10 protein-coding genes are annotated in these 12,392 nt (G+C 76.6%); 3 read left to right on the plus strand and 7 right to left on the minus strand.

All coding sequences use genetic code 11. The features are described 5' to 3' along the window. Nucleotides 1-11 precede the first annotated feature (11 nt). Nucleotides 12-251 carry a hypothetical protein gene (locus ABZ621_RS04880; RefSeq protein WP_360600717.1) on the minus strand — a complete coding sequence of 80 codons (240 nt, stop codon included), beginning with the start codon at nt 249-251 and terminating at the stop codon, nt 12-14. 55 nt (nt 252-306) lie between these two features. Here ABZ621_RS04880 and ABZ621_RS04885 point away from each other — a divergent pair, with 55 nt between their 5' ends. Continuing rightward, nucleotides 307-1,281: an AraC family transcriptional regulator gene (locus ABZ621_RS04885; protein ID WP_360600719.1), complete on the plus strand. Its 975-nt coding sequence runs from the start codon at nt 307-309 to the stop codon at nt 1,279-1,281. Nucleotides 1,282-1,542: 261 nt separating this feature from the next. Then, nucleotides 1,543-1,923 carry a DUF3052 family protein gene (locus tag ABZ621_RS04890; RefSeq protein WP_360600721.1) on the plus strand — a complete coding sequence of 127 codons (381 nt, stop codon included), beginning with the start codon at nt 1,543-1,545 and terminating at the stop codon, nt 1,921-1,923. A gap of 18 nt (nt 1,924-1,941) precedes the next feature. Here ABZ621_RS04890 and ABZ621_RS04895 read toward each other — a convergent pair whose 3' ends face one another. Next, nucleotides 1,942-2,724, minus strand: coding sequence for an NAD(P)-dependent oxidoreductase (locus ABZ621_RS04895; protein WP_360600723.1), 783 nt, complete (start codon nt 2,722-2,724; stop codon nt 1,942-1,944). A gap of 195 nt (nt 2,725-2,919) precedes the next feature. On the opposite strand from ABZ621_RS04895, the gene ABZ621_RS04900 reads away from it, so the two are divergent. Then, a complete protein-coding gene (locus ABZ621_RS04900) occupies nt 2,920-4,071 on the plus strand; it encodes a hypothetical protein (protein ID WP_360600725.1) in 1,152 nt (383 codons plus the stop codon). Here the strand turns inward: ABZ621_RS04900 and ABZ621_RS04905 are convergent. The 5 genes from ABZ621_RS04905 to ABZ621_RS04925 all read right to left on the minus strand — a co-directional run bounded on the left by ABZ621_RS04905 (nt 4,068) and on the right by ABZ621_RS04925 (nt 12,235). After that, nucleotides 4,068-5,273: an amidohydrolase gene (locus tag ABZ621_RS04905; protein ID WP_360600727.1), complete on the minus strand. Its 1,206-nt coding sequence runs from the start codon at nt 5,271-5,273 to the stop codon at nt 4,068-4,070. The genes ABZ621_RS04900 and ABZ621_RS04905 overlap by 4 nt on opposite strands. A gap of 68 nt (nt 5,274-5,341) precedes the next feature. Further along, entirely contained in the window at nt 5,342-8,128 is a 2,787-nt protein-coding gene (locus ABZ621_RS04910) for a SpoIIE family protein phosphatase (RefSeq protein ID WP_360600729.1), read from the minus strand. After that, complete coding sequence (locus ABZ621_RS04915) at nt 8,125-10,155, minus strand: SpoIIE family protein phosphatase (RefSeq protein WP_360600731.1); 2,031 nt, start codon at nt 10,153-10,155, stop codon at nt 8,125-8,127. Before ABZ621_RS04915 ends, ABZ621_RS04910 begins: the two co-directional genes overlap by 4 nt. A gap of 374 nt (nt 10,156-10,529) precedes the next feature. Beyond that, entirely contained in the window at nt 10,530-11,693 is a 1,164-nt protein-coding gene (locus ABZ621_RS04920) for an MFS transporter (RefSeq protein WP_360600733.1), read from the minus strand. A 71-nt stretch (nt 11,694-11,764) separates the two neighbouring features. Continuing rightward, a complete protein-coding gene (locus tag ABZ621_RS04925; protein ID WP_360600827.1) occupies nt 11,765-12,235 on the minus strand; it encodes a hypothetical protein in 471 nt (156 codons plus the stop codon). Nucleotides 12,236-12,392: the final 157 nt, after the last annotated feature.

The raw sequence follows: 12,392 nt of genomic DNA on the forward strand, positions 1-12,392 counted from the left end.
TTGCCGTTCCCTTACCCACGACGGGTTCGGCCACCCTGGTTACGGGGGTGGTCCCGGGCCTGCCGCTCGTTGCCGAAACGGTACGCCCCCGTCCAGCGGGCCATCAGCAGCTGGACGTCGCCGGACTCCGCCTCGGCCAGGAACCGCGCCGCCCTGGCACCGCGCAGCACCCCGGCGGCGCGGCCGTGGTGGGTGAGGACGACGGAGCCGTCCTTGCGCTCTTCGTACGCGAATCCCCGGGGTCGTGGCATGACGGGCATCCTGCCCGTCCCGGGCAGGTCCGTCATATGAATTATCTTTCGCTTCGTGGGTGCTGTGGGTGGGAACTCTTTTACGACCGGGGACGTCGACGAGGCGCGTCAGGAACTCGACGCGCGCTACTACACGAGCCGGATGGACGTCGTCGACGAGCACCGCTCCTTCGCCGCCCGCTTCGACATCGTCGAGTTCGGGCCGCTCGTCATCGGCGACCTGAGCTGCGGCGCCGACGTCCGGATGAGCTTCGGCGAGCTCGGCGCGTACCACGTCAACGCGCCGCTCAGCGGCACCATGGAGATGCGCCAGGGCCGCGGCCCCGCCGTGTACGCCTCCGCCCGCGACGCGCTGCTCCTCGACCCCGCGGGCGACACCTTCCTCGACCGGTGGAGCGGCGACGGGCGGATCCTCTCCGTCAAGGTCGGCGCCACCGAGCTGCGTGACCGCCTGGAGAGCCTCCTCGGCCGCCCGGCGCACGGCGGCCTCGCCTTCCGGCCCGGCCTCGACATCTCGCGCGGCCCGGGCCTGAGCTGGGTGCGCTTCGCCCGCCGGGTCGCCGCCGAGGCGCTCGCCGGGGAGGGCCTCGCCCACCACGAACTCGTCGCCCGGCCGCTCCAGGAGGCGCTGCTCAACGGCCTGCTGCTGGCGGCCGAGCACCCCTGGCGGGACGAGCTCGCCCACCCCGGAGGGCCGCGCCGCCCGGCCCCGGTCAAGCGGGCCATGGACGCGGTCCGCGAGCGCCCCGAGCACCCCTTCACCACGACCGAACTCGCCCTCCACGCGCGCGTGAGCGTCCGCCGCCTCCAGGAGTCCTTCCGGGAGTACGTCGGGATGTCGCCGATGGCGTACGTCCGCGAGGTCCGGCTCGAACGGGTCAGGGAGGAGCTGCGGGCGGCCGAACCGGACGAGGTGAGCGTCAGCGAGGTCGCCTGGCGCTGGGGCTTCGCCCACCAGGGACGATTCGCCGCGCGCTACCGCGAGCGGTTCGGCGAGTCCCCGTCCCGGACCCTGCGGTCGGCTCCCTGAGCCGTGTGCCCCCGCGCGCACCCGTCGACCGCGCATTCCGGACAGAGGCCGCGTTACGCGGCTCGCGGTGATCTTGGTGGCCGCCTACGGTGGGGAGCGTCCGGCGCTGCCAGCGCGCGCCGTCGAACCGGGCCCGGTCGGCTCCCCCGTATCACCGGCCGGGCCCGTGGCGCGCCCTGGGCGTGCCGCGCCCCCTGGACACCCCCTCCGGCTCCTCCGTACGGTCGGCCCCCGGGCGGTCGGCCGGAGAAGGGCGGGGCGATGGGTCACGCGGAGACGATGGGCCTCACGGCGGGGCAGGCGGTGCGGGAGTTCGGCGCGGACGACGACACGGACGACGCGATCCGGGACGACATCCGGCTCGTGACCGGTCGCGAACTGCTCGACGACGCCTCCGAGGAGGCGGCGGACGCCGTGCTGTGGTGGTGGCGGGAGGGGGACGGGGACCTGACGTCCGAGCTGCGGTACGAGGCGGGGCCGTTGGCGGAGAACGGGTCGATCTGGGTCCTGACGCCGAGGCAGGGCAAGCCGGGGCACGTTCCTGCGCCGGAGATGGCGGAGCTCGCCGTCGACGCGGGCCTCCGGGTGCGCGCCGTCACCCCCCTCGGCGGCTGGACCGGCCACCACCTGTACCGCCCCTGAGGCCCCGTCCCGTTGCGGTCACGGTGCGGTGAAGGCGCCGCCGATGTAGTCGTCGCCCGGGGACGGCAGGGGCTGGAGGGTCAGGAGGCGGGGGGCGTGGAGTTCCGAGTCGTCCTGGGGGGCGTAGCCGAGGGCGCGGGCCGGGGCCAGGTCCCACCAGCCGCGGGTGTTGGCCGAGGAGCCGTACACCACCGTGTGCCCGACCGACTCCGCCGTGAGCGCCGCGTCCAGCAGGCGCGCGCAGTCCGCGGGGCTCAGCCAGAGGGACAGCATGCGGAGCGTCGTCGGCTCGGGGAAGCAGGAGCCGATGCGCACCGAGACCGTCTCGATGCCGTGCCGGTCCCAGTACAGCTGCGCCAGGTCCTCGCCGAAGCACTTGGAGAGGCCGTAGTAGGTGTCGGGCCGGTGCGGGGTGGTGACCGGGACCAGGGGCTCGCCGTCGCGCGGGCGGCGGGTGAAGCCCACGGCGTGGTTGCTGGAGGCGAAGACGACGCGGCGGACGCCCTCCTCGCGGGCCGCTTCGTAGAGCCGGTGGAGGCCGGTGACGTTCGCCGCGACGATCGCGTCGAAGTCGGCCTCCACGGAGATGCCCGCGAGGTGCACGATCGCGTCCACCCCCCGCACCGCCTCCCGTACGGCCTTGCGGTCGGCGAGGTCGGCGACGATCGCGTCCGGCGCGTCGGGCACGGGCGCGACGTCGAGGAGGCGGAGCTCGTAGCCGTACTCCGGGAGCAGTCCCCGCATGAGGGTGCCGACGCCGCCGGCGGCACCGGTGAGCAGGAGGGTGCGGGGTGCGGGCATCGGTGGTACTCCTCGACCGGAAGGCTGGTGCATTCATGGACGTGGACACGCTAGGGAGGGGGTGAAGGGGCGTCAAGGTGCTGTCCCGTCGGGGTTCCGGCCCTTGACCGAGGCCTCCCGCGCGGTTAGCGTTCGCGAGACGTTCATGGATGTGAACGTGTGAGCCGCCGTGTGACGCGTACCCTCGGAGCGCCCGTGACCAGCCCCGCCCGGCCCCGTACGGGAGCCTTCCTGTACCCCTGGGACGTCGACGGCGACCCCGCCGCCCCCGCGCTCCTCGCCGGACTCGGCGTGCGGCAGGTGACGCTCGCCGCCGCGTACCACTCCACCCGGGCGCTCAGCCCCCGCCACCCGGCCCGGCGGGTCGTCACCGCCGAGTACGCCGCCGTGCTCTACCCGCCGGACCCGGAGCGCTGGGCCGGCCGCCGGCTCGCCCCGTACCCGGCGGGCGCCTGGGCCCCGGGCGACGCCTGGGCGCGGGCCGCCGAGGCGCTCGACGGCACCGGTCTCGACGTGCACAGCTGGGTCGTCCTCGCCCACAACTCCCGGCTCGGCGCCGACCATCCCGACACCTCCGTCGTCAACGCCCACGGCGACCGCTACCCGTGGGCCCCCTGCATCGCCCACCCCGAGGTCCGGGCGCTGCTCGTCGGCCTCGCCGCCGAGGCCGCCGTCCGCCCCGGCGCGACCGGCACCGAGCTGGAGTCCTGCGGCTGGTACGGCTACGCGCACCTGCACGCCCACGACAAGACCGGCGGCGTCCCGCTCGACGAGCGGGCCCGGTTCCTGCTGTCGCTCTGCTTCTGCCCGCACTGCCGGCGGGGGTACGCGGACGGGGGCGCCGACCCGGACGCGCTGGCCGCCGCCGTCCGTATCGCCCTCGGCCCCGTCTGGACCGGCACCGGGCCCGCCGGGGAGCTCGGCGAGCTCGCCGAGCCCGCCCTCGCCTGGCGCGCCGCGACCGCCCGCTCCTTCCAGGAGGCGGCCGTCGCCGCCGTGCGGGCCGCCGCCCCGCCCGGCTTCCGGATCCTGCTGCACGCCGACCCGGACCCGTACCGCTGCGGCGCGGACGCCGGCACCGACCCCGCGCACGTCCTCGGCCTCGCGGACGGCGTGGTGGCCCGGCCCGGCCGGCTCGCCGCCTTCGCCGCCCGCCGGCCGCCGGGCGCCATCCTCGCGGCCAACCTCTCCGTCGTCGCCGGCATGGGCGGCGCCCCCGGCCGGCTCGCCGAGGACGCCCGGCGGGCCCTCGCCGAGGGCGCCACCGAACTCCGCCTGTACCACGCGGGCCTGGCCTCCGACGCCGACCTGGCGGCGGTCCGCACCGCCCTGGCCGCGCTCGGTTAGCCGATCAGACGGCCGTCCCTGGCCACCACCCGGCCCGCGCGGACCACCAGGTCGCGGCCCGGCAGGTCCACCACGACCTGCGGCAGGCACTCGCCCTCGACCAGCATGAAGTCGGCCGGGGAGCCCGGGCGCAGATCGGCGGCGGGCAGCCCCATGAGCGCGGCGCCGCCGTGCGCGGCGACCGCGAAGCAGGCCTCAAGGTCCTCGTCGAGCCGGGCGTCCAGGGCCCAGCCGGCCAGCCAGGCGCGGTGCAGCATGTCGGCGTCGCCGTACGGGCTCCAGCTGTCGCGGACACCGTCCGAGCCGAGGCCGACCGTCACCCCGCGCTCGGCGAGCCGCCGGAACGGCAGGACCGTCGTCTCGCCCAGGGCGACCGTGGTCAGCGCGACCCCGGCCCCGGCGAGCAGGTCCGCCGTCTCGTCGAGCTCCCGGTCGGCGAGGCCCGCCACCGCGAAGGCGTGCGCCACCGCCACCTTGCCGTGCAGGCCGGCCGCGCGGGTGCGGGCGGCGATGTCCCGGATCACCGCGAGGCCCGGCTCGCCCCGCTCGTGCAGGTGGATGTCGAGCCCCAGGCCGTGCTTCTCGGCGAGGCCGAAGACCAGGCCCAGCTGATCGCCGTCCCCGCCGCCGGAGGCGTCGAAGCCGGTCGGGTCGATGCCGCCCACATGGGTGACCAGACCGCTCGCCGCCGCCTCGGCGAGCAGCTCCGCCGCGCCCGGTTCCCGGACCACGCCGTGCTGCGGGAAGGCGACCAGCTCGACGTCGACGATGCCGGCCAGCCGCGCGGCGGCGTCCGCGACGCCCTCGATCGCGGCGAGGCCGTAGGCGGGGGCCACGTCCGCGTGGGCCCGCATGGCGCGGGTGCCCCGGGCCGCCGCGTGGGACATCAGGCGCAGCGCCCGCTCGCCCACCGGGGTGGGCAGCGAGCGGGCCAGCTCCACGTCCCCGGCGACGTGGTCGGCGATGCCGGCGGCGGGGCGGCGGCGGTGCCAGGGCTCGCCCCAGGAGGTCTTGTCCGGGTGGATGTGCGCGTCGACCAGGGTGGGCAGGGCGAGCCGCCCGCCGCCGTCGACCCGCTCGACGACCGCCCCGTCGGGGACCTCCGCGACGAGCACCCCGTCGACGGCGATCAGCTCGCCGGCCGGCCCGCCGAAGGGCCGTACGTCGTGGAAGAGGGTCGCGGCGCGGGGCGTGGGGCTCACGGGGGTCTCCTTCGGGCTGGACGCAACCCTTTTGGTATACCATGTGGGCCTCCGGGTGCCCCACCCCCTCACCAGGCCAGCTTCTCCAGCGCGTCCAGGTCCAGGGGCGCCGTCGGGGCGGGTCCGGGACCGGCGACCTCCGGGCCGCCGTCCCCGCCGTTCGGGCCGACCCGGAGCTCCGCCCAGATCGTCTTGCCGCGCCGCCCGTACCGCGTGCCCCACCGCTCCGCGAACCGCGCCACCAGGTACAGCCCGCGGCCGCCCTCGTCCGTCTCCGCCGCGTGCCGCAGATGCGGCGAGGTGCTGCTGCCGTCCGACACCTCGCACACCAGCGTCCGGTCGTACAGCAGGCGCACCCGCACCGGGTCCACCCCGTACCGCACCGCGTTGGTGACCAGCTCGCTCAGGATCAGCTCCACCGCGAAGACCGCCTCGTCGAGGCCCCACTCCGCCAGCTTGGCCGCCGCCGCGTTCCGCACCGGCGACACCGCCGCCGGGTCCCGGGCGACCTCCCACTCCGCGATCCGGTCCCCCGGCAGCCGCCGGGTCCGGGCCACGAGCAGCGCGATGTCGTCCCGGGGCGCCGGCGACAGCAGGGTCGCCAGCACGTCCGCGCAGATCTGCTCGGGGCTCCGGGCCGGCCGCTCCAGGGTCCGGCTCAGCAGCCGCAGCCCCGTCCCCACGTCCCGGCCCTGGTCCTCCAGGAGCCCGTCCGTGAACAGCACCAGCTTGCTGCCCTCCGCGAGCCGCAGCTCCGTCGACTCGAACGGCACGTCCCCGAGCCCGAGGCCCAGCGGCAGCCCCGGCGCCAGCGGCGGGAACTCCACCCGCCCCTCCGCGTCCACCACCGCGGGACCCGGATGCCCGGCGCTCGCCACCGTGCACACCCCGGACGCCGAGTCGTAGATCGCGTACAGACAGGTCGCGCCGGTGATGGTCTCCTGCCCCCGCCCCCGGCCGCCGTCGCCGCCCGGGGCCGGCTCGCCCTCCTCGTCGATCCGCCCGGTCAGCTCGTCCAGATGGCCCAGGATCTCGTCCGGCGGCACGTCGAGCGTCGAGAAGTTGTGCACCGCCGTCCGCAGCCGGCCCATCGTCGCCGCCGCGTGCAGCCCGTGCCCCACCACATCGCCCACCACGAGCGCCACCCGCGCCCCCGGCAGCGGGATCACGTCGAACCAGTCGCCGCCCACCCCCGCCTTCGCCGGCAGATAGCGGTACGCCACCTCCACCGCGTTCTGGTCGGGCAGCACCCTCGGCAGCAGGCTCCGCTGGAGCGTCACCGCCATCGCGTGCTCCCGGGTGAACCGCCGGGCGTTGTCGATCGCCACCGCCGCCCGCGCCGCCAGCTCCTCCGCGAACTCCAGGTCCTCCTCCCCGAACGGCTCCGCCGTGTCCGCCCGCCAGAAGTTCGCCATTCCCAGGGTCACGTCCCGGGCCAGGAGCGGCACCGTGAGCAGCGAGTGCATCCCGTACGCCAGCGCCCCGGCCGCCCCCTCCGGGTCCTGCGCCCGCCAGCCCTCCGCCGCCGCCAGCTCCGCCTGCACCACCGCGTGCCCCTCGGCCAGCGCCGTCGCCATCGGCGTGCTCGGCACATGGAAGCGGATCACCTCGCCGACCCGCTGGAGCGGCTGCTCCTCCCGCACCCCGCTCAGCGCGGTCCTGCGCATCTCCGCCAGCGTCGCGTCCTGCGGCGGCTCCTCGCCCCGCAGCACCGGTTCGAGCAGCTCCACCGTGGCGAAGTCCGCGAAGCGCGGCACCGCGACCTCCGCCAGCTCCTCCGCCGTCCGGACCACCTCCAGGGTCGTCCCGATCCGCACCCCCGCCTCGTAGAGCAGCTGGAGCCGGCCCCGGGCCACCGCCGCCCGCCCGGAGAGCGCGGCCAGCTCGGTGGTGTCCCGCATCGTCATCACGCTGCCCGCGCCGGAGTCGTCCGGGGCGGTGGGCCGCACGCTGACCGCGAGGAGCCGGTCGCCCGCCCGGTGCACCTCGTCCGTCGCGGTCCGCCCCGACTCCAGGAGCTCGACCGTACGGGGATCGAGCCCGAGCTCCGCGACCGGGCGCCGCTCGGCGTCCGCCGGCAGGCCGAGCAGCCGCCGCGCCTCGTCGTTGGCGAGCAGCAGCCGCCGGTCCTCGCCGACGATCAGCACCCCCTCGCGGACCGCGTGCAGCACCGCCTCGTGGTGTTCCTTCATCCGGGTCATCTCGGCCGGGCCCAGGCCGTGCGTCTGGCGCCGCAGCCGCCGCGAGACCAGCGCCGCGCCGCCCACCGCGAGCAGCAGCGCGCCGCCGCCCGCCGCCAGGAGCACCACGAGACGGCCCTGGACCGCCTCGCTGATCGACTGCACCTCGATGCCGCTCGTCACCATGCCGACGATCCGGCCGTCGTCGGCGACCACCGGCACCACGGCCCGTACGGCGTCGGTCGGCGAACCGCGGAAGGTCTCCGTGAACGACTCGCCGTCCTCCACCGCCCGGGAGAGGTCGCCGGTCGCCCGCTCGCCGATCAGCCCGGGCTCGGCGTCCGTGTACCGCACCCCGTCCCGGCCGAGGACCGCGACGAAGTCGACCCCGGTCGCCGCCCGGGTCTGCTCCGCCCGTTCCTGGAGCGCCGCCGTCGGGTCCGGCGAGGTCAGCGCCGCGTCCACGCCGGGCGCCTTCGCGAAGGCCTCCGCCACCGCGAGCGACCGCGTCCGGGCGTCCCGCAGCACGTCCCCGCGGGCCTGCTGGTAGGTGACGACGACCGCCGCCACGATCAGCAGGAGCGCGATCAGCGCCTCCAGGGCGAGGACCTGCCCGGCGAGGCTCCGCAGCCCGGAGCCGTCCCGCGGGCGCGCACCGTCCCGGCGGGCCGTCATCCGGTGCTCCGGGCGATGAGCAGCGCCACGTCGTCCTGGGCGCCGGGGCGGCGCAGCTCCCGCAGCAGCCGGTCGCAGCTCTCCTCCAGGGACAGCTCCCGCGTCTCCTCGACGAGCCGGACGAGCAGCGCGAGCCGTTCGTCGATGGGGGCGTCCCGGGTCTCGATCAGCCCGTCCGTGTACAGCACCAGCCGGTCGCCGGGGCGGAACGGCACCCGCGCGGTGCGGAAGGTGCCCCCGCCGACGCCCAGCGGCACCCCCGTGGAGACGGCGACCAGTTCGGCCGGGCCGTCGGCCGGGAGCCGCACCGGCGGCAGATGGCCCGCGTTGGAGATCCGGCAGCGCCGTCGCGCCGGATCGTGCACGGCGAAGAGACAGGTGGCGATGGACGGCTCCAGTCCGACCGCGATCCGGTCCAGGTGCCGCAGCACCTGCCCGGGGGAGAGGCCGAGGTCCGCGAAGGCGCGGACGGCGGTCCGCAGCCGGCCCATGGTCGCCGCCGCGTCGATGCCGCTGCCCATCACGTCCCCGACCACCAGGGCCGTCCGGTCGTCGGGCAGCGCGATCACGTCGTACCAGTCCCCGCCGACCTCGCTCGACGCCTGCGCCGGCTGGTAGCGGGCCGCCGCCGCGAGGCAGGGGCGGGCGGGCGGATCGCCCGGCAGCAGACTGCGCTGGAGGGTGACGGCGGCGTTCCGCATGCTCTGGTACCAGCGGGCGTTGTCGATGCTGACGGCCGCGCGGGCCGCCAGCTCCATGGCGAGCAGCACGTCGTCCGCGTCGAAGGGCAGCGGGTTGTTCCGGTCCCGCTTCAGGTCGAGCGCGCCGAGCACCTCGCCGCGCGCGATCAGCGGCACCGCCAGGTAGGAGTGCACCCCGGCCCGCGCGAGGAGCTCGGCGGCCTCGGGGCCGCGCGCGATCCGCGACAGGTCCTCGGGGCCGACCCGGGCCACCAGGACCGGCCGGCCGGTGTGCGCGCAGCGGGTCACCAGCCGGTCGGCGCCGTACAGCGCGACCGAGCCCGGCGGGTCGGCGGCCGCCAGCGCCTCCGTCTCGTGCCCGGCCTTCACCGCGAGCGCCCGGAAGAGCGCCGGGCCCCGCTCGGGGATGCCGGGCCGGCGCAGGGCGAGCACCGAGTCGAGGACGTCGACCGCGGCCACGTCGGCGAGGGCCGGCACCACCACCGACGCCAGCTCGTCCGCCGTCCGCTCCACCTCCAGGGTGGTGCCGACCCGGGCCGAGGCGTCCGCGATCAGGGCGAGCCGCCGCCGGGACCGGCCGGCCTCCGTGTCCGCCCGGTGCCGCTCGGTGACGTCCACCACCCAGGCCGCCACGCCGAGGACCCGGCCGCCGGCCGCCTCCAGGCGGTAGAAGGACACCGACCAGGCGTGCCGGCCGCCGCCCGGGTCCGCCGGGGTGGCGCCCATCGCCTGGAGGTCGAGCAGCGGCGTCCCCGTCTCCAGGACCTGCCGGGCCGCCGCCTCCAGCGGTGCCGCGTCCACGCCCGGCAGCACCTCGGCGGGCCTGCGGCCCAGGTGCCGGGCGGCCGGCAGCCCGTTGAACCGTTCGAGGGCCGGGTTGACCAGGACGTACCGCAGCTCGGTGTCGAGGACCGCGAGGCCCAGCGGGGACTGGTCGACCAGCCGGTCGGAGAGCGCCAGCTCCGTCTCCATCCGGGCGACGACGGTCCGGTCGGCGCAGATGCCGAGCGCGTACAGGTCGCCCAGGTCGTCGGTGAGCCGCATGTTGCGGAACTCCACCTGCCGGGTCGTCCCGTCCTTGTGCCGTACGGGGAAGGTGCCCGCCCAGGTGGTGCCGCGCCCCAGGACCTCGCCGAAGAGCCGCTTGGCCTCGGCCCGGAGCTCCTCGCCGACGATCAGTCGGGCCACGTACTGCCCCAGGGCCTCGTCGGCCCGGTACCCGAACAGGGTCTCCGCCTGCGGGCTCCACAGCACGATCCGCCCGGCCGCGTCCACCACCACGGCGGCCACCCCGAGCACGTCGAGCAGCCCACGCCCGCCGAACACGGTCCCGGGCGCCGACCCGGCCGCCGGACCGGGTCCGGGAGGGGCGCCGGATCCGGGAGGGGCGCCGGGTTCGGGAGAGCCACCGGGCCTGGGAGGAGCGCTCGGCCAGGGAGAGTCACCGGGTCCGGGAGAGGCGCCAGGGCCGGGTGAAACGCTCGGCCCGGGAGAGGCGCCGGATCCGGAAGAGGCGTTCGGCCCGGAAGAGGCACCAGGGCCGGGCGGGGTGCTTCCGGGCGCGGCGGCGCGTGCCTCCTCCGTCCCCGTGCCCGTCTCCGGGAAGGAACCGGCCGTCACCCTGCCCTCCTCCCGCCGAGCCCACGTCCCCTTCCATGCTCCCCGGCCCCCCGCGGGGACGCACCACGAGACGGTCCGACCTAGGTCACGGCCCCCCGCACCGCCGCCCTGGCCGTGCGCAGCGCCCCGGCGAGGCCCGCCACCGCCAGGGCCGGGAGCAGGAGGCGGACGTCCACGGCGGTGACCAGGGCCGCGCCCAGGGCCAGGGCCAGCGCGTTCGGGACGAAGAGCGCGGTGTTCGCGGTCGCCGCGAGGCGGCCGGCCGCCTCCGCCGGGGCCTCCCGCTGGACCGCCGTCATCGCCGCCACCAGGACCCACGGCAGGCCGAGCCCGATCACCGCGCTCGCCGCCAGGGCCGTCGCCTCGTACGGCAGCGCCCGTACCCCGGCCGCCGCCGCGAAGAGCGCGAGCCCGGCCGCGGCGAGCAGCCGCTCCGGCACCCGGCGCAGCAGCGGACCGGTGGTCAGGCCCGCCAGGACCGAGCCCGCGCCCTGCACCGCGTACAGCACGCCCGCGTACGCCGCCGGCCGCCCGAGCCCGTCCACCACCGCCCACACCGCCGCCCCGTTCACCCCGGCGAGCAGCATGGTGAAGGACCCGGTGGCCACCAGCGGCCGCAGCACCGGCGAGGCGGCCAGCAGGCGGACGCCCTCCGCGGTCTCCCGCCGCCACGTCCCCCGCTCGCGCGCGACCGGGACCGGCCGCTCCTCGCGCACCCGCATCGCGGCGAAGGCGCCCGCCGCGAGGGCGAAGCTCGCCGCGTCCAGGAGGGCCACGGGCCCGCCCCCGTACCGGGCGAAGAGCCCCGCCGCGGTCAGCGGGGCGATCAGCTTCATCGACTCGTTGGCCGTCATCCGCCAGCCGTTGACCGAGCCGAGCCGCTTCTTGTCGAAGCCGGTCGACAGCAGCGCCTGCTCGGCGGCGTCATGGACGGCGCCCTGCGCCCCGTACAGCACCAGGACGGCGAAGAGCAGCCACACCCGGTCGGCGGAGGTCACCCAGAGGAGCAGCGGCAGCACCGCCACCATGGAGAGGTCGAGGGCCATCAGCAGCGGACGGCGGCGCACCCGGTCCGCGAGCGTGCCGAGCAGCGGCCCGAGGAGGGCGGGGGCCCAGAGGGCGAAGGCGGTGAGGGCCGCGAGCCCGTCCGAACCCGTCAGCGACTTGACCCAGATCCCGGAGACCAGCCACATCGCCGTCGTCCCGAACCCGGACACGACCACACCCGTCAGATACCAGCGCATGGACGGAGACTCGCGTCTGAGGCGCCCCGCCGGGATCGGGCAACCGCCCTATTCCGGCGGGCTCCCGGCCCCTATTTCCCGGCGGTCGCGACGTCCCCGTCCCGGTCCTCCGGCCAGGTCGCGGCCTCCCCGTCCCGGTCCTCCGGCCAGGGCCGGGCGGTCGCGGCCTCCGCGGCCCGGTCCTCGCGCCAGAGCGCCGCGCCCGTGAGCACCGCCCCGAGCCCCTCCCACAGGCCGACCCCGAGGAAGCCGGACGGGGCGCGTTCCGTGATCACCGCCACGGTGAAGACCGCGCAGGTCAGCAGCCGGAAGGGGACCGTCCAGCGGAAGAACGCCCGCCAGTCGGCGAGCGCGGCGAGCACGTAGTAGACGCCCATGTTGAGCGCGGCCATCGAGGAGGCGGTGAGGAAGACCAGCGTGTGGTCGCCCTCGGCGCGCCCGCCGGCCGGCACCGGCTCGAAGCCCATCACCGTGAGGAGGACGTCCGGGGCGACCAGCCCCACCACCCCGAGGGCGGCGGCGAGGACGCCGAAGACCGCCATGGTCCAGCCGGAGAGCGAACGGGGCAGGCGGTGCAGGCGACGCACGAAGGTCCTCCGCGAGGCGAGCGAGATCGGCAGTTCGAGAACACCTGTTCTCTTCGAGCGTGACCTTGCCTATCGCACGAGGGCCCGCGGGGGCCAATCCGGCCCCCGCGAA

The organism is Streptomyces sp. NPDC007863 (genome assembly GCF_040633895.1).
GTDB lineage: Bacteria > Actinomycetota > Actinomycetes > Streptomycetales > Streptomycetaceae > Streptomyces.

Excerpts from the sequence above, each read along its gene's own strand:
- ABZ621_RS04925 (WP_360600827.1), bottom strand. The coding sequence starts at position 12,235 with ATGGCGGTCTTCGGCGTCCTCGCCGCCGCCCTCGGGGTGGTGGGGCTG.
- ABZ621_RS04880 (WP_360600717.1), bottom strand. The coding sequence starts at position 251 with ATGCCACGACCCCGGGGATTCGCGTACGAAGAGCGCAAGGACGGCTCC.
- ABZ621_RS04895 (WP_360600723.1), bottom strand. The coding sequence starts at position 2,724 with ATGCCCGCACCCCGCACCCTCCTGCTCACCGGTGCCGCCGGCGGCGTC.
- ABZ621_RS04920 (WP_360600733.1), bottom strand. The coding sequence starts at position 11,693 with ATGCGCTGGTATCTGACGGGTGTGGTCGTGTCCGGGTTCGGGACGACG.
- ABZ621_RS04890 (WP_360600721.1), top strand. The coding sequence starts at position 1,543 with ATGGGTCACGCGGAGACGATGGGCCTCACGGCGGGGCAGGCGGTGCGG.
- ABZ621_RS04910 (WP_360600729.1), bottom strand. The coding sequence starts at position 8,128 with ATGACGGCCCGCCGGGACGGTGCGCGCCCGCGGGACGGCTCCGGGCTG.